Here is a 16240-nt window from a genome sequence, read left to right as displayed (position 1 = left end):
TCCCGGGTTCCGAGTTATTCGTCGGAGCGGGCGCCGAAGACGATCTCGTCCCACGTCGGAAGTGAAGACCGGCCACGCCGACGGGATGCCGACAGCTGAGTTGCCTCGAGGTCGGCCGGTTCCTCGTCGGCCGGCGCTGGGGGAGGAGCAGTGGTCTCGTCGTAGCCGGGCTCCAGCGCATCGAACAACGCCACGGGTGCGCGTTCTGCCTCCTCGGCTGACGCGTCCGGAGCGGATTCGCGCTGACCGCGGCGCCGACGCAGCGCTTCGAGAAGATCTGCCGTTTCGGGAGATGTGGTCACCACGGGATCGGCGGCGCGCTTGGTCGCTGCCTCACGAACTGCTGCGCTTGCGCGCTCCGGAGTGCGGTCAGCGGGTCGCTCTGCCTCCCGTGCCGGTTCGTCATCCCGACGCGGGCCGAACGCCCCCGAATCGAAACGCGAGTCGTCCTTGGACGGCGAGGGGTCAAGCGCGCGAAGCCGGGGGATGAGACCGTCGGGCAGCGCCCCCTGCCGTGAGAGCTGCGTCGCGTCGGCGTTCAGTGGTGAGAGTGTCGTGCGCCGAGGGTCGAATCCCCACCGGGCGTCGCGGTCGACGTCCCCGGTGCGGAACTCGAGCTTGATCACCCAGCCGGTCGCATCCTTCCAACTGGTCCATCGCTCGGCGACGGCGCTGGCCTCGATGAGCTTCGCGCGCACGGCAGCCCCGAAGGTGGACTCCCCGTCGGGTTCGAGTTCGGCAGAAACGAGGACGGGGACTGCCAAGGCCTGGTTGAGCACGTGCTCCCGCTCGGCGAGCACAGGTCCCTCGAACCGGCGAACGTCTTCGACGCGAGCGCCCAGAAGCTCCGCGACTTCTTCCGCGCTGAGTCCAGCGCGAATCTGCGTCTGGATGTCGCGGGGACTCGGCCGAGCTGCCGAGATGTCGGACTCGCGCGCGCGCCTGGCCCGACGTACCTCAAAGGCCAGCGCGTCGTCGAGGGCGAGCGTGAATCTGTCACCCGACTCCGTCGCGAGGATGAGCTGATCGTCTTCCGTTGCGATGACTTTGAGCTGTTCCATCCCACGCTCCTCCCGTGCCTCTTCGGCGTGTCGGCCCCATGGTGGCACACCGGACGGGCGCCCCAGGGAATATCCATCGCGCGCCGTCCGTTTCGTCCACGTCGGCACACGGAGCGAGCATTTGCTAAATCCTGATCCGTCGTGCAAACTATCGCCGCCCACCGCGGCCCCGCAGCACCGCACCACAGCATCACGCAACGGAAGTAGAGAATGGCCACCGACTACGACGCACCCCGCAAGAGCGACGACGACAGCGAGTCCATCGAGGCGCTCAAGGAGCGGGTCCCCGACAAGATGTCGGGTTCTGTCGACGTCGACGACTCTGACAACCCTTCTGGCTTCGAGCTGCCCGGCGCGGACCTCTCTGACCTCGAACTCGACGTCGTGGTGCTTCCTCCCCAGCAGGACGAGTTCACGTGCGCGAGCTGCTTCCTCGTGAAGCACCGCTCGCAGGTCGACCACGAAGAGGCGGCCGGCATCATCTGCAAGGAATGCGCCGCCTGAACGCTCGCCGCGCCGGAGCAGCGTCGGTCTAGCGACCTGCTTGGGCGCGGCTGATCGCGGCAGCCAGCCGGTCTGGCGTTCGGCTTGAAATGACCCACGCTCGCGCGGGGTCATCAGGGTCGATGACGGGAACGACCACGACACCGTCGATCCCACCGCGGATCACGTGCCACGCCGTCGCGTCGAGCCCCGGGCCTCGTGCGAAGCGCGCGTCCTCGCCCGTCAGAGCCACGGGCTCGCCCAGGTAGCCCGTAGCGATCCAGGCGCGACCCGCCATGACGCGACCGTCAGAGACGCGCACGACGGGGCTTACCCACACCAGGAGCGCGATCGCGATCACACCGATCGCAGCTCCGACGGTCAGCGCGACCGTTGTGTCGATCGGGGCGAGGACGAGGGCGGCCATCGGTGCGACCACCGCCGCCGACACGATCACCCAGAGCGACGGCCCTAGCCGTTCGCGGTAGTCAGCCGCGGAGTGGACTCTCGTCGTCGCCATTGTGTTCTGCACTACCCTCGTTGCGTGACCCCATCCGTGGACATCCCCATTATCGCCGCCCACCCGCCGACGTACAGCCACCCCGGTGACGCGGGTGCTGATCTGGTCGCCGCCGAGGCGGTGCGCCTCGAACCGGGGGAGCGGGCGCTGGTCGGTACGGGCGTTCGCATCGCGCTGCCGGAGGGATATGCCGCCTTCGTCGTTCCCCGCAGCGGTCTGGCCGCCAAGCACGGAATCACGGTTGTGAACGCGCCCGGCACCGTGGATGCGGGGTACCGAGGCGAAATCAAGGTCTGCCTTCTCAACACCGATGCGCGCGAAGCGTACGAGATTGCCGTTGGCGATCGCATCGCTCAACTGATCATCATGCCCGTGACCATCGCCCAGTTCCTGCCCGTCGAGGAGCTGCCCGACAGTGTTCGCGGTGAGGGTGGTTTCGGATCGACCGGCTACGTCGGCGGTAGCGTTGAGGGCATGGGACGGAGCGCAGCGCGATGACGGAGCAGATCGACGGCAGTTCACCGGATGGGACAGCTGACGGGATCGACAAGGACGCCAAGTCCGCGCCGGCGGACCGAGAACAGTCGGGCCCGTTCGATGAGGCAGAAGCCCGGGCGGTACGTCCCTACATCGACCTCGGTGCCATCAAGATCCTGCCCCGCGAGGGCTTGAACCTGCGCCTCGAAGTCGAGGAGCAGACCAAGCGCATCGTCGCCGTGGGCCTGGACTACGCCGGCTCCACGCTGCAGGTCCAGGCATTCGCAGCCCCGAGGTCTACCGGGCTGTGGAACGAGACACGCGACCAGATCCGCGCGCAGATCCGCCAGCAGGGCGGTCGCGTCGAGGAGCGCCAGGGCCCACTCGGACCCGAACTCCTGGCGGAAGTGCCCGTCGTGGCCGGTACCGATCCGTCGGCGGGCAAGCGCATTGCTCGCTTCATCGGCGTCGACGGACCGCGGTGGTTCCTGCGTGGCGTTGTCGGCGGTGCCGCGGCAACCGACGTCGATGCTGCAGCGCAGGTCGAGGATCTCTTCCGCTCGATCGTCGTCGTGCGCGGCACGACGCCGATGCCGCCGCGCGATTTGATTCCGCTCCGGATGCCGGCAACCCCGGGCAGCCCGTGAGCACTCCCCACACCGGCGGCGAGAACGCATCGCAGCCCGAGGAATCCGACGCCAGCGCGGCCTCGGCGGGAACCGAGCAGCCGCGGGTCTCGGATGCCGTGAGCGCGGCTCTCGGTGAAGCGGCGCGGCGCGCGGGCCTGGATCCCGCACAGGATGTCACGACCGGGCGAGCGGTCTGGGCTGCCATCGGCGGGTGGCGCGGCATCCTCGAATCGGTTCTGCCGAGTCTCGCGTTCCTGGTGCTCTACACGCTCACGACCGAGCTCCTGCTTTCGCTGGGCGCGTCGGTGGGGCTTGCGCTGGTGTTCACCGTGGTTCGCCTCCTTTCGCGCTCGTCGGTAAACGCCGCGCTGGGTGGACTGATTGCGGCAGCCGTCGCCGCCGCGCTCGCGCTGTGGACCGGCCGAGCCGAAGACAACTTCGTTCTCGGCTTCGTGACCAACGCCATCTATGGTTCGGCGTTTCTCGTGTCGGCGCTGGTGGGCTGGTCTCTCATCGGACTTGCCGTGGGATTCCTCATGGGTGAGGGGACCGCGTGGCGGCGGGACCCGCGCAAGCGTCGGGTGTTCTTCTGGCTCTCGATAGCCTGGGCCGGGCTGTTCGCAGCTCGACTCATCGTTCAGCTGCCGTTCTACTTCGCCGGCGATGTCACCGGGCTGGGAACGACCAAGCTCCTGATGGGCATTCCGCTGTTCGCACCCCTCATCGCTGTCACGTGGCTCGTGGTTCGGGCGCTGTATCCGCGCCGCACCGAGTGATAAGATTTATCTTGACGTCAAGATATTTTTCCGCTTCCGGTCGGGTAAGGCTCACCTTGCTGGCAGGGTCTGAAGCGGACGAACAAGATGGGGAGCGAATGGCTTCCCGCCTCCGCCGACGAAGGAGCACACATGTCCACCGTTGACAGCTTCGGTGCCAAGAGCACACTGACAGTCGGGGAGACCGACTACGAGATCTTCCGGATCGACTCGGTCGCCGGATACGAGAAGCTCCCCTTCAGCTTGAAGGTTCTTCTGGAAAACCTCCTTCGCACCGAAGACGGTGCGAACGTCACGAAGGAGCAGATCCAGGCGCTGGGTTCGTGGAACCCGGATGCCGATCCCGACACCGAGATCCAGTTCACGCCCGCACGCGTCGTGATGCAGGACTTCACCGGTGTTCCCTGCATCGTCGACCTTGCGACGATGCGCGAGGCCGTCAGCGCCCTCGGTGGTGATCCCGCCAAGATCAACCCGCTCTCGCCGGCAGAGATGGTGATCGACCACTCGGTTATCGCCGACCTCTTCGGCACGCCGAACGCGCTCGAGCGCAACGTCGAGATCGAGTACGAGCGCAACGGTGAGCGCTACCAGTTCCTGCGGTGGGGTCAGACGGCCTTCGACGACTTCAAGGTCGTTCCGCCCGGCACCGGCATCGTTCACCAGGTCAACATCGAACACCTCGCGAAGGTCGTCTACGACCGCGAGGTCGACGGCGTCCTGCGCGCCTATCCCGACACCTGTGTCGGCACCGACTCCCACACCACGATGGTGAACGGTCTGGGTGTCCTCGGGTGGGGCGTCGGCGGCATCGAGGCCGAGGCAGCAATGCTCGGTCAGCCCGTTTCCATGCTCATCCCGCGGGTCGTGGGCTTCAAGCTCACCGGCTCCATCCCGGCAGGCGTGACGGCGACCGACGTCGTTCTGACGATCACCGACATGCTTCGCAAGCATGGTGTCGTCGGCAAGTTCGTCGAGTTCTACGGCGAAGGCGTGGCATCCGTGCCCCTGGCCAACCGCGCGACCATCGGCAACATGAGCCCCGAGTTCGGCTCGACCGCCGCCATGTTCCCGATCGACGACGTCACGCTCGACTATCTGCGCCTGACCGGGCGCGACGAGCAGACTGTCGCGCTGGTCGAGGCGTACGCGAAGCTGCAGGCGATGTGGCACGACCCGGCGCGTGAGCTCGCGTTCAGCGAGTACATGGAGCTCGATCTCGGCACCGTCGTGCCCTCGATCGCCGGGCCCAAGCGCCCGCAGGATCGCATCCTCCTTTCGGAAGCCAAGTCGCAGTTCGAAAAGGACATCCTCAACTACGCCACGGCCAGCTCATCCGAGTCGATCGTCGACCTCGAGTCGCAGGGGTCTTTCCCCGCATCCGACCCGGGCGGGGAACCCGGCGACGAAGACGGGCACGTCCACGACGTCCTCATCTCCTCGGGAGGCCCGGCGGCGGCATCCAAGCCCGTGAAGGTGACGACTCCCGAGGGCCAGAGTTACCTGCTCGACAACGGCGCCGTGACCCTCGCCGCGATCACCTCGTGCACCAACACCTCCAACCCGTCGGTGATGCTCGCCGCGGGCCTGCTGGCCAAGAAGGCTGTCGACAAGGGCCTTGAGCGCAAGCCGTGGGTCAAGACGACGCTCGGCCCCGGCTCCAAGGTCGTCACCGACTACTACGAGTCCTCCGGCCTCGACAAGGCGCTCGAAGGCCTCGGCTTCTACACCGTCGGCTACGGCTGCACCATCTGCATCGGCAACTCCGGTCCGCTCATCGACGAAGTGTCGGCAGCGATCAACGATCACGACCTCGCCGTGACCGCGGTGCTCTCGGGCAACCGGAACTTCGAGGGTCGGATCAGCCCGGACGTGAAGATGAACTACCTGGCGTCGCCGCCGCTCGTGGTCGCTTATGCTCTCGCGGGCTCGATGAACTTCGACTTCGAAACCGACCCGCTCGGTAAGGACCAGGACGGGAACGACGTGTTCCTGAAGGACATCTGGCCCTCGACCGAAGAGGTTCAGGCGGTGATCGACTCGTCGATCTCGCGTGAGCAGTTCATCAAGCAGTACGCGACAGTGTTCGACGGCGACGAGCGCTGGCGCAGTCTCCCGACCCCGGATGCCGCGCAGTTCGAGTGGGACGCGAACTCCACCTACGTTCGCAAGGCCCCCTACTTCGACGGCATGACGATGGACCTCACCCCGGTGAGCGACATCCGCGGTGCTCGGGTCATGGCTACCCTCGGCGACTCGGTCACGACCGACCACATCAGCCCCGCGGGAAACATCAAGGCCGGAACCCCTGCCGCCCAGTACCTCGCCGAGCACGGCGTCGCGCAGAAGGACTTCAACTCCTACGGCTCGCGCCGCGGTAACCACGAGGTCATGATTCGCGGCACCTTCGCGAACATCCGCCTCAAGAACGAACTCGTCGCCGCCGTCAACGACGGCCAGGTCGTGGAGGGGGGCTACACCCGCGACTTCACGCAGGAGGGCGGCCCGCAGTCCTACATCTACGACGCGAGCATGAACTACCAGGATCAGGGCATCCCGCTCGTCGTGTTCGGCGGCAAGGAGTACGGATCGGGTTCCTCGCGTGACTGGGCAGCCAAGGGAACGAACCTGCTCGGCGTCAAGGCTGTCATCACCGAGAGCTTCGAGCGCATCCACCGCTCCAACCTCATCGGCATGGGCGTCGTGCCGCTGCAGTTCCCCACCGGGGAGAGCTGGAAGTCCCTCGGTCTGGATGGCACCGAGGTCATCAGCATCACGGGACTCGAGCAGCTCAACGAGGGCGTGACGCCCAAGACGGTGCGCGTGACCGCGGAGCCCAGCGAGTTCTCGCCCGCCGGGAAGCAGACCGTCGAGTTCGACGCGATCGTGCGCATCGACACCCCCGGTGAGGCCGACTATTACCGCAACGGCGGCATCCTGCAGTACGTCCTGCGCTCGCTCGTCTGAGCGTCGCGGCCGCGCTGCTCGAGATGACAGCTGGGCGGGATCGAAACACGGCAGTGCCAGATCCCGCCCAGCGGCTCCTCGATAGACTTGCCAGATGTCATCCCAGACGGGGCGGCATCCGACGGGAGGAGTGAGATGGCTCTTTTGCCCACGATCCGCTCACCACGGGATCTGGACGCTCTCACGACGGACCAGCTCTGCGAACTCGCGGAAGAGGTGCGCTCGTTCCTGATCGAGAACGTCGCGCGCACCGGTGGTCATCTGGGGCCGAACCTCGGTGTTGTCGAGCTGACCATCGCTCTTCACCGCGTCTTCTCCTCGCCTGACGACCCGATCATCTTCGACACCGGCCATCAGTCGTACGTCCACAAGCTCCTCACGGGCCGGCAGGACTTCTCGCAGTTGCGCAGCCGCGAGGGTCTCGCCGGGTATCCGCAGCGCTCCGAGAGTGAACACGACGTCGTCGAGTCTTCGCACGCGTCGAGCTCTCTCAGCTGGGCAGACGGGATCTCCCGCGCCTTTGCCAGAACGGGGCGCCGCGACCGGCACGTGGTCGCCGTTGTCGGCGATGGATCCCTCACCGGAGGGATGACGTGGGAGGCCCTCAACAACATTTCCGACGACAACGATCGAAACCTGGTCATCGTCGTCAATGACAACGGGCGCTCCTATGCACCAACCATCGGCGGCATGGCGCGATACCTGAATCGCGTGCGCACGGCATCCAGCTACGAGACACTTCGGAAGCGCTCCGACCGGATCTCGAGTCGGCTCGGTCCCGCGGCCCGCGCCTTCTACCGCGGTGTCCGCGGGGAACCCGGGGTTTCCTCTCCCGCTTCACGAATAACGAGGCGCTGTACTCGAACCTCGATATCAAATACCTCGGCCCGATCGACGGCCATGACCTCCCGATGCTGATCGAGACGCTCGAGCTGGCGAAGGAACACGGAGCGCCGGTGATCGTGCACGCGATCACCGAGAAGGGCCGGGGCTACGAGCCAGCCCTTCGGGATGTGGCTGACCAGTTCCACGCCGTTGGCCGCATAGACCCGGTCTCGGGGGAGCCCGTAGGTGGCTCCGGCGCGTCAGCGTGGACGGATGTCTTTGCGCAGGAGCTCGTCGAGGTCGGTACCGAACGCGAGGACGTCATCGCGATCACCGCCGCGATGCTGCGCCCGACGGGCCTGCAACCGTTCGCGGAGCGCTTCCCGCAGCGGGTCTACGACGTGGGTATTGCGGAGCAGCACGCTGTCGCATCTGCTGCGGGTCTCGCTTTCGGGGGCCTGCACCCCGTTGTGGCGATCTATGCGACGTTCATGAACCGAGCGTTCGACCAGGTCATGATGGATGTCGCGCTGCACCGCGCGGGCGTCACCTTCGTGCTCGATCGTGCTGGAGTCACCGGGCCGGATGGTCCCAGTCACCACGGCGTGTGGGATCTCGCGATGCTGCAGCTCGTGCCGAACATCCGTATCGCCGCGCCGCGCGATGCAGAGCGTTTGCGCGAAGAGTTCCGCGAGGCCGTGACCGTTTCTGATGCGCCAACGGTGGTGCGGTTCCCGAAGGGGTCAGTGCTCCCCGATCTTCCCGCCGTGGAACGGCTCGAAGACGGGGTCGACGTGCTGGCGCGCGGAGGCGCGGAAGATGTCCTGTTGATCGGGATCGGGCCGATGGCGCATATCGCCATGGATGTCGCCGCCCGCCTGCGGGACCAGGGGATAGGTGCCACGGTCATCGACCCGCGCTGGGTGATCCCTGTCCAGCCCTCTGTCATCGATCTTGCCGCCGCGCACCGACTCGTCATTACGATCGAGGACGGCATCCGTGTCGGCGGGATCGGAACGCGAGTTCGTCAGGTCCTGCGGGAAGCTGGCGTCGATACCGCCGTCGATGAGCTCGGGCTTCCCGACGAGTTCATCGCGCACGCGAGCCGTGAACAGATCCTCGAGGATGCCGGCCTCGTCGCCAGCAAGATCGCTCAGGATGTCGTCGCTCAAGTTCTCGGCACCCGGATCCCGATCGCGCGTCGCGCCGAGAACGGTGCCGATTTGATCGCGGAGTTCGCAGAGCGCCGCGACTGAGACACCACCCCAGCAACGATGTGGGGCCCGGACGAATCCGGGCCCCACATCGTTGCTTTCGACCGAGTCAGGTCGCGGCGATTCCTCGGATCGGGGGTTCGTGGAATGTGCCACCGAACACGCGCTGCGATGCACCCTCGCGGTCGAGGTAGGGCGACGCGCCGCCGTCGATGAAGGGCCAGCCGGCGCCGAGGATGAGACACAGATCGATGTCTTCCACCTCGGGGACCACGCCGTCATCGAGCATGACGTGGATCTCCTGTGCCAACCCGTCCTGAACGCGGCGGAGGATCTCGTCTTCCCCCGCGGGAGCGGTTCCGATCGCCGGCTTGAGGACCTTCTCGGCAGCCTTGGTCCAGCCGGTGACCTTGCCGTTCTTGTCCTTCTCGACGACCTGCGGTAGTTCGGCGAGTTCGTGGAAGTTCGCGTTCGCGTAGAAACGCTCCGGGAACGCGGTAGCCATGGTGTCCTGAACGTGCGCGGCGACCTTCCAGCCGACAAGGTCGATGAGCTGGAACGGCGTCATCGGCAGGCCCAGGGGGCCGAAGGCCTTCTCAACCGTGAGCAGGGGCGTTCCCTCGTACACGGCGCGAGCTGCCTCTCCCATGACCTTCGCGAGCAGCCGGTTGACGACAAAGCCGGGCGCGTCAGCCGTGAGGACGGCGTTCTTGCCGAGCCCCTTGGCAACGACGAACGCGGTGGACAGAGCAGCCTCGTTGGTCGTGGGAGTCTTCACGATCTCGATCAGCGGCATGACCGCGACCGGGTTGAAGAAGTGGAAGCCGACGAGCCGCTCGGGGTGCTCGAGCTTCTCTCCGATCTCCTCGACCGACAGCGATGAGGTGTTGGTGGCGAGGATCGCGTCCGCGGGGACGATCTTCTCGATTTCACCGAAGACCTGCTGCTTGACACCGACCTCTTCGAAGACGGCCTCGATCACGAAGTCGCAGTCGGCGTACTCGCTCTTGTCGGTGGTGCCGTGGATGAGGGCACGGAGCCGATTCGCTCCGTCCCCGTCGAGACGGCCCTTCTGCTCGAGCTTTCCGATCTCCTCGTGGATGTAGGCGAGTCCCTTGTCGACACGTGCCTGATCGAGATCGGTGATCAGCACCGGCACCTGGAGCTTGCGCACGAACAACAGCGCGAACTGGCTGGCCATGAGCCCGGCACCGATGATGCCGACCTTCTGGACCTTCTTGGCAAGCGCCTTGTCGGGCGCGCCGACGGGCCGTTTCGCGCGCTTCTGCACCAGGTCGAACGCGTACATGGATGCCGCGAACTGATCACCCGTGATGAGGTCGGTCAGCGCGTCATCCTCACGGGCAAAGCCCTCCGCCTTCGTTCCGCCCTTGGCCTTGTCGAGCAGGTCCAGAGCGGCGTAGGGGGAGCGGGGCACCGTGCCGATACGGCTCTCGAGCATCCCGCGGGCCATCTTGATCGCAATCGGCCACTTGGTCAGGCGCTCGATCTTGCCCGGTTCGTTCTTGCGCTCGACCTTGACGGCGCCCGTGAGAACACCGTCTGCCCAGCGCAGCGAGTCCTCGAGGTAGTTGGCCGCCGGGAAGATGGCATCCATGATGCCGAGGTCGAACGCCTGCTGCGGCTTGAGTACCCGGTTCTGCTTGAGCGGGTTCGAGATGACGACCTCAAGCGCATTCTCGATACCGATGAGGTTCGGGAGCAAGTAAGCCCCGCCCCAGCCCGGGATGATGCCCAGGAAGACCTCCGGGAGGGCGATCGCGGCGGCCGAGGCATCCACCGTGCGGTACGTGGAGTTCAGCGCGATCTCAAGGCCGCCACCGAGTGCAAGCCCGTTCACGAAGGCGAATGAGGGCACGCCGAGACTCGAAAGCTTGCCGAGCACCTGATGCCCCCGCTGGGCGATGAGCTTGGCGATCTCTGCGGAGGGAACCCGCGAAACATCGCTGAGGTCGGCACCAGCCGCGAGAATGTACTGCTTGCCGGTAATGGCGACAGCCTGGATCTCACCGGCAGCGGCGCGGGCGCTCAGAGCGTCGAGGGTTTCGCCGAGTTCTTTGAGTGTCGCCGGCCCGAGGGTGTTCGGGCGGGTGTGGTCCCGCCCGTTGTCCAGCGTGATGAGGGCCAGCACGGCGCCGGAAGCAAGGCGCACGTCGGTCACCATCGAGCGCGTGATGACCTCGCCATCGGCGAGGGCATCCAGCGGCGAGAAGTCGATCTCGTCGTAGTTGGTCATGGCGGCGAACTCCTACTTCTTCTTCTTGCCGGTGTAGTGCGGGTTCTCCCAGACGACCGATCCGCCCTGCCCAAGTCCCACGCACATGGCGGTCAGGCCGTACCGAACGTCGGGACGCTCGGCGAACTGCGCAGCAAGTTGGATCATGAGACGCACGCCGGATGCCGCCAGGGGGTGGCCAAGGGCGATCGCACCGCCCCACTGGTTCACGCGAGGGTCGTCATCCGCGACGCCGAAGTGGTCGAGGAGTGAGATCACCTGCACCGCGAAGGCCTCGTTGAGTTCGAACAGTCCGATGTCATCGATCGTCAAGCCTGCCTTCTGCAGAGCCTTTTCGGTCGAGGGAATCGGACCGATTCCCATGATCTCGGGCTCGACCCCCGCGAACGCGAACGACACCAGTCGCATCTTCGGCGCAAGCCCCAGTTGCTTGACGGCGTCACCACTGGCCAGCAGCCCCATCGTGGCGCCGTCGGTGAGCGGTGACGACGTGCCCGCGGTGACACGACCATGCGGACGGAACGGGGTCTTCAGCGATGCCAGCCCCTCCATCGTCGTCTCGGGGCGGCGCCCCTCGTCTTCGGTCGCAAGCCCCCAGGCGCCGTCAGCGTTCTTGATGGCGACGGTTACCAGATCGGGCTGGATCTTCCCGGCGTCGTAGGCCGCCTGCGCTTTCTGCTGACTCAGCATGCCGAAGCGGTCTGCGCGTTCCTTTGTCAGCTGCGGGAAGCGATCGTGCAAGCGCTCGGCGGTGACGCCCATGTTGAGCGCACCAGGGTCGACCATCTTCTCCGCGACGAAGCGGGGGTTGGGGTCAGCGTTGGATCCGATCGGGTGGCGCCCCATGTGCTCGACGCCGCCGGCGATCGCGAGGTCGTACATGCCGAAGCCGATCGACCCAGCCATCGTGGTGACGCTCGTCATCGCTCCCGCACACATGCGGTCGATGGCAAAGCCCGGAACGGTCATCGGCAACCCGGCCAGGATTGCTGCCGACCTCCCGAGCGTCAGACCCTGATCGCCCGTCTGCGAGGTCGCGGCGATCGCAACGTCGTCGATGCGGTCCTTCGGAACCTCAGGATTGCGCTCCATCAGCCCGATGATCGCCTTGACCGCCAGGTCATCAGCGCGGGTGTTCCAGTACATGCCCTTCTCGCCCGCGCGCCCGAAGGGGGTACGCATACCGTCGACGAAGAAGACGTCCGACATCTCGGCCACTCTGCCTCCAAAGAATTGGGAATGACGCCAGCCTAGGAAGGGGTCCAAATCGGCTGGAATCGGTTGGGTCGAACCTACGAAGCGGTCTCCGAGGCCTCTGCCGGCGGTTGAGCGGATTCCACAAAGGCTTCGGCGATCACCTGTGCAGTCTGCTCAATCTGCCAGGGCCGCGCGCCGAGCGCCGCCAGCGACTGGCCGATCGTGTCGGCGTCGATGACGGAGGGGGGCGCCCACGCGACGCGTCGAAGCAGTTCAGGGGTGAGGAGGTTCTCGACCGGCATCTGCAGCGACTGCGCCCGCTCATCGACGGCCGGCTTCGCTGCCTTCAGTCGAGCGTCGGCGGCGGGCGCGCGATCGGCCCATGCTCTGACCGGCGGCATGGTGTCTGTGCCGCGCAGCCGCTCGGGCGGGAGCTCCGGATCGGCTCTGCCTGCTTCGAACGCGGCCCACCAGCGGTCGAGTTCAGAACGGCTCGCACGCCCGGTGAACTCCTTGATCGCTGCCAACTGCTGCTTGGTCTTCGGGTCCGCCAGGATCGCCGCGACAAGGGCGCGGTCGGGGACAAGCCGGCCCGGTGCGACATCCTGCGTGATCGCAAGGTCTTCGCGAGCGAGCCAGAGCGCCCGTGCGATAGCCAGGCCGCGCCGTCCTCGCACCGTGTGCAGACCGCTGAGTCGGCGCCACGGGTCCTCTCGCGGGGCCTTCGGTTCCCGGGTGAGGACTGCGGTGAACTCCTGTGCCGCGAACTCTGTCTTGCCGGAATCCGCGAGCTGCCGAACGAGGATGTCGCGCACGTCGATCAGATACTCGACATCGTGTGCGGCGTACTCGAGCCACGACTGCGGAAGCGGACGGGTCGACCAGTCGGATGCCGAGTGGGCCTTTGCGAGAGTGATGCCCAGTGTCTCTTCCACGACGGCGCCGAGGCCGACGCGATCGCGGCCCAGCAGTCGCGACGCCAGCTCGGTATCGAAGAGCGTCGGCGGTTCCAGGCCGATCTCACGCAGCGACGGCAGATCCTGGCTCGCCGCGTGGAAGATCCACTCGGTGTCGCCGATCGCCTGTTGGAGAGCCGAGAAGTCCCCACCGATGGCCGGAGGGTCGATCAGGATGACGCCAGCACCCCGACGGAAGAGCTGCACGAGATACGCGCGCTGTGAATAACGAAACCCGGAGGCGCGCTCGACATCGACGGCGACCGGGCCCTCTCCGTCGGCGAGTCGGGCGGCGGCGGCGGTCAGCGCCTCGGCATCGGTGATGACGGTGTACTCAGCCACGGCTCACCCTGCGAGATGTCACTGTCGCGATCTGCTCGGAACCCGGCGGAAGCCCGGCAAGCATGCACACCAGCTCCGCCCAGGCCTCAACATGTGCACCGAGGTTCGCGGTCGGTGTCCACGACGCCCGCAATTCGATCTGAGCGCCGTCGCCTTCCTCGGCGAGAGTGCCGAATCCCTTCGAGAGGGTCTTTGTCGCGGTGCCCGAGGGGGAGTGATAGGTCGCGGAATGTGCCTGCAAAGCATCGGTGAGCCACGACCAGGTGACCTCGGCCAGCAGGGCGTCCATGCCGATCTCGGGCTCAAGCGGCGCCTGCGCAAAGCAGACGATCCGCCAGGAGCCGTTCCACTGGGCGGGCTCGTCCGGGTCATGCAACAGGATGAAGCGACCAGTTCCGTAGGCTGAGTCCTCGCCTGATGCTTCGGGTCTCACATCCGCTGCCAACGCCAGCGCGTGAGGAGCGAGCCCCGAGGGGGCTGAAATCTCGCGGACCGTGAGGTCGTCGCGAAAGGTGGTCTCGCGAATCGCCGCGGCCACGTCGTCGAACGCCACCCCCGACAGAAGGTCTCCGGTCACCCCGACAGACTAGAGTGAGGACCCCATGGTCGAGTCCAGGCGCGCCGCCTCCACCCCGTACGCCGTCGTCGTCAGAACGGCTCTCGCGGTGATATCGATGGCCCTGGGTGCGGTCCTCGCGCTCTGGGGCGGGATCGCCGTCCGCATGGCACGCAAGGTGGTGACGCCAGCTGCGCGGATCCCCGATTGCCGCATCCTGGAACTGGACACGTCGGCGCAGACCATCACTCTCACGCGAACCCCCGACACCGAACTCCCCGGCCGCTACGGCCTGTTCACGTCGGGCACGGAGCGATATCTGAAGGTCGGCTCCGTCCTGACCGAGACGCCCGAGACCGTCAAGCGCAAGCTGCTGACTCACGTCGGTCCGCAGTCCCGGATCGCCCGCGACGCCGCCTTCAGCGGCTGGTACTACGAGCGGCCCGAAGAACTGCACCTCGCCTTCAGCCCTGAGCTCGTCGGCTCGGCGCTCGGGCCGTGCCCCGCGTGGTTGTTTCCTGCCGGCGACGGCGATACGTGGGTGATCCAGGTACACGGCCGCGGTGCGACCCGGGCCGAGTGTCTGCGGGCAGTCCCCGTCTTCCACGGGCTAGGCATCACCTCGCTCGTGGTCTCGTACCGCAACGACGGCGAGGCCCCACGCAGTCGATCCGGCACCTACATGCTCGGAGCGACGGAGTGGCGGGATGTCGATGCCGCGGTCGGGTTCGCACGGCGTCGCGGAGCGAAGAAGGTCATCGTGATGGGCTGGTCCATGGGCGGAGCGATTTCACTGCAGCTCGCCCTGAACTCTGCCCACCGCGACCTCATTGTCGGCCTCATCCTGGACTCGCCTGCCATCGACTGGCGCAACATTCTCGACTACCAGGCTCGGGAACTGAAGCTGCCCGCGCCGATCACACGACTGGCAATCACCGTGCTCGGTGCCGATTGGGCGACGGCGCTCACGGGTTCGGGCGCGGCGATTCCCTTCCGCAGACTGGACGTTCTCGCCCGCGCCGCGGAGTTGCGGCATCCGATCCTCGTCCTGCACAGCGACGATGATGGGTTCGTTCCCTCGGATGCCTCCCACGACCTCGTGGTTGCGCGTCCCGACCTGGTCGAACTCGACGTGTTCAGCGTGGCCCGTCACACCAAGCTGTGGAACTACGACCAAGAGCGCTGGACCGGACGCATCACGCGCTGGCTGACCCAGCACGGACTTGTCACAGAGAACGCAGCCGCAGATAGGTGAATCCCGCTTCATCGACGAGGTGACCCACGACCTCGGTCTCGATATCTGTGGTGATCCCGAGGAACGGGTGGTCGGCCGGCGTCAGCCTCGGGGCGACCGTGATGCAGTATTCGTCGATGATCTTCGCCGCCGCGAATTGTCGCGCCAACGACGGCCCGCCCTCGCACACCAGGCGGCGCAGACCGCGAGCCTGGAGTGCATCGACGATCTGTGCCGGCGTCGGTTCGTCTCCGGCCAGGCCGACGACTTCAGCGGGAAGATGCGCGACGGATGCCTCGACCTGGCCCGTTCGAGACTCGGGACACAGGACCACGAGCGGTCGCTGGTGATCTGGCGGGACGCGCAGCCCCTCCAGGGAGCCGGAGTGCGTCACGACCGCGAGCGTCGCAGACCGGGGGAGGAGGTACCCCTCTGCGCGCACTGTCTGCGCGCCAACGATGACCGCGTCAGCTGCCGCTCGTATGGCGCTGAGGATCAACCGATCCGCACCGCCGGTGAGGGTCTCGCTCGTGCCATCGGCCCCGACGGCGGACCCCGTGAGCGAGGTGATCATGTTCAAGCGCACGCAGTCCGGCGCGACGGTCGCGTAACGCTGGCCGATCCACTCTCGCGCGGCATCCCGGTCAGCGTCGATGTCGACGGTGCCCAGCGTTCGCGGCGACAGGTCGGTGACGATCACTGCTCAGTCCTCTCTCAGTGCGGCGCAGCGGCATCCGCTCGGTGTT

13 protein-coding genes and 1 pseudogene are annotated in these 16240 nt (G+C 66.5%); 7 read left to right on the top strand and 7 right to left on the bottom strand.

All coding sequences use genetic code 11. The features are described 5' to 3' along the window. Positions 1-14: 14 nt before the first annotated feature. Entirely contained in the window at positions 15-1061 is a 1047-nt protein-coding gene (gene sepH / locus IT882_RS07865) for a septation protein SepH (RefSeq protein ID WP_195693924.1), read from the bottom strand. A gap of 210 nt (positions 1062-1271) precedes the next feature. Between sepH and IT882_RS07860 the strand changes: the two genes are divergently transcribed. Further along, on the top strand, positions 1272-1565 hold the full coding sequence (locus IT882_RS07860) for a DUF4193 domain-containing protein (protein ID WP_195693922.1): 294 nt from the start codon (positions 1272-1274) through the stop codon (positions 1563-1565). A 28-nt stretch (positions 1566-1593) separates the two neighbouring features. Here IT882_RS07860 and IT882_RS07855 read toward each other — a convergent pair whose 3' ends face one another. Beyond that, positions 1594-2064, bottom strand: a complete 471-nt coding sequence (locus IT882_RS07855; protein WP_195693920.1) for a DUF3093 family protein — start codon at positions 2062-2064, stop codon at positions 1594-1596. A 24-nt stretch (positions 2065-2088) separates the two neighbouring features. Between IT882_RS07855 and dut the strand changes: the two genes are divergently transcribed. The 5 genes and pseudogenes from dut (at position 2089) to dxs (ending at position 8994) form a co-directional block, all read left to right on the top strand. Beyond that, positions 2089-2562: a dUTP diphosphatase gene (dut, locus tag IT882_RS07850; RefSeq protein ID WP_195693918.1), complete on the top strand. Its 474-nt coding sequence runs from the start codon at positions 2089-2091 to the stop codon at positions 2560-2562. Continuing rightward, on the top strand, positions 2559-3188 hold the full coding sequence (locus tag IT882_RS07845; protein ID WP_195693916.1) for a DUF3710 domain-containing protein: 630 nt from the start codon (positions 2559-2561) through the stop codon (positions 3186-3188). The genes dut and IT882_RS07845 overlap by 4 nt, the downstream gene beginning before the upstream one ends. Beyond that, complete coding sequence (locus tag IT882_RS07840) at positions 3185-3946, top strand: DUF3159 domain-containing protein (RefSeq protein ID WP_195693914.1); 762 nt, start codon at positions 3185-3187, stop codon at positions 3944-3946. Before IT882_RS07845 ends, IT882_RS07840 begins: the two co-directional genes overlap by 4 nt. 132 nt (positions 3947-4078) lie before the next feature. Continuing rightward, positions 4079-6913: an aconitate hydratase gene (locus tag IT882_RS07835; protein ID WP_195693912.1), complete on the top strand. Its 2835-nt coding sequence runs from the start codon at positions 4079-4081 to the stop codon at positions 6911-6913. 135 nt (positions 6914-7048) lie between these two features. After that, a pseudogene (dxs, locus tag IT882_RS07830) lies at positions 7049-8994 on the top strand (1-deoxy-D-xylulose-5-phosphate synthase). A 67-nt stretch (positions 8995-9061) separates the two neighbouring features. Here dxs and IT882_RS07825 read toward each other — a convergent pair. The 4 genes from IT882_RS07825 to IT882_RS07810 all read right to left on the bottom strand — a co-directional run bounded on the left by IT882_RS07825 (position 9062) and on the right by IT882_RS07810 (position 14281). Next, a complete protein-coding gene (locus IT882_RS07825) occupies positions 9062-11209 on the bottom strand; it encodes a 3-hydroxyacyl-CoA dehydrogenase NAD-binding domain-containing protein (protein WP_195693910.1) in 2148 nt (715 codons plus the stop codon). 12 nt (positions 11210-11221) lie between these two features. Beyond that, positions 11222-12427: a thiolase family protein gene (locus IT882_RS07820; protein WP_195693908.1), complete on the bottom strand. Its 1206-nt coding sequence runs from the start codon at positions 12425-12427 to the stop codon at positions 11222-11224. 74 nt (positions 12428-12501) lie between these two features. Next, positions 12502-13704 (bottom strand): HRDC domain-containing protein, encoded by a 1203-nt coding sequence (locus IT882_RS07815; RefSeq protein ID WP_195693906.1) that lies wholly within the window; start codon positions 13702-13704, stop codon positions 12502-12504. Continuing rightward, complete coding sequence (locus IT882_RS07810) at positions 13697-14281, bottom strand: DUF3000 family protein (protein WP_195693904.1); 585 nt, start codon at positions 14279-14281, stop codon at positions 13697-13699. Before IT882_RS07810 ends, IT882_RS07815 begins: the two co-directional genes overlap by 8 nt. A 25-nt stretch (positions 14282-14306) precedes the next feature. On the opposite strand from IT882_RS07810, the gene IT882_RS07805 reads away from it, so the two are divergent. Next, positions 14307-15515, top strand: coding sequence for an alpha/beta hydrolase family protein (locus IT882_RS07805; protein WP_195693902.1), 1209 nt, complete (start codon positions 14307-14309; stop codon positions 15513-15515). Here the strand turns inward: IT882_RS07805 and IT882_RS07800 are convergent. Further along, a complete protein-coding gene (locus IT882_RS07800) occupies positions 15487-16194 on the bottom strand; it encodes a dihydrofolate reductase family protein (protein WP_195693900.1) in 708 nt (235 codons plus the stop codon). The genes IT882_RS07805 and IT882_RS07800 overlap by 29 nt on opposite strands. Positions 16195-16240 lie beyond the last annotated feature (46 nt).

Source organism: Microbacterium schleiferi (genome assembly GCF_015565955.1).
Taxonomy (GTDB): Bacteria; Actinomycetota; Actinomycetes; order Actinomycetales; family Microbacteriaceae; genus Microbacterium; species Microbacterium schleiferi_A.
Note: the sequence above shows the minus strand (reverse complement) of the source record. Positions and strands in the feature narration are given on the sequence as shown.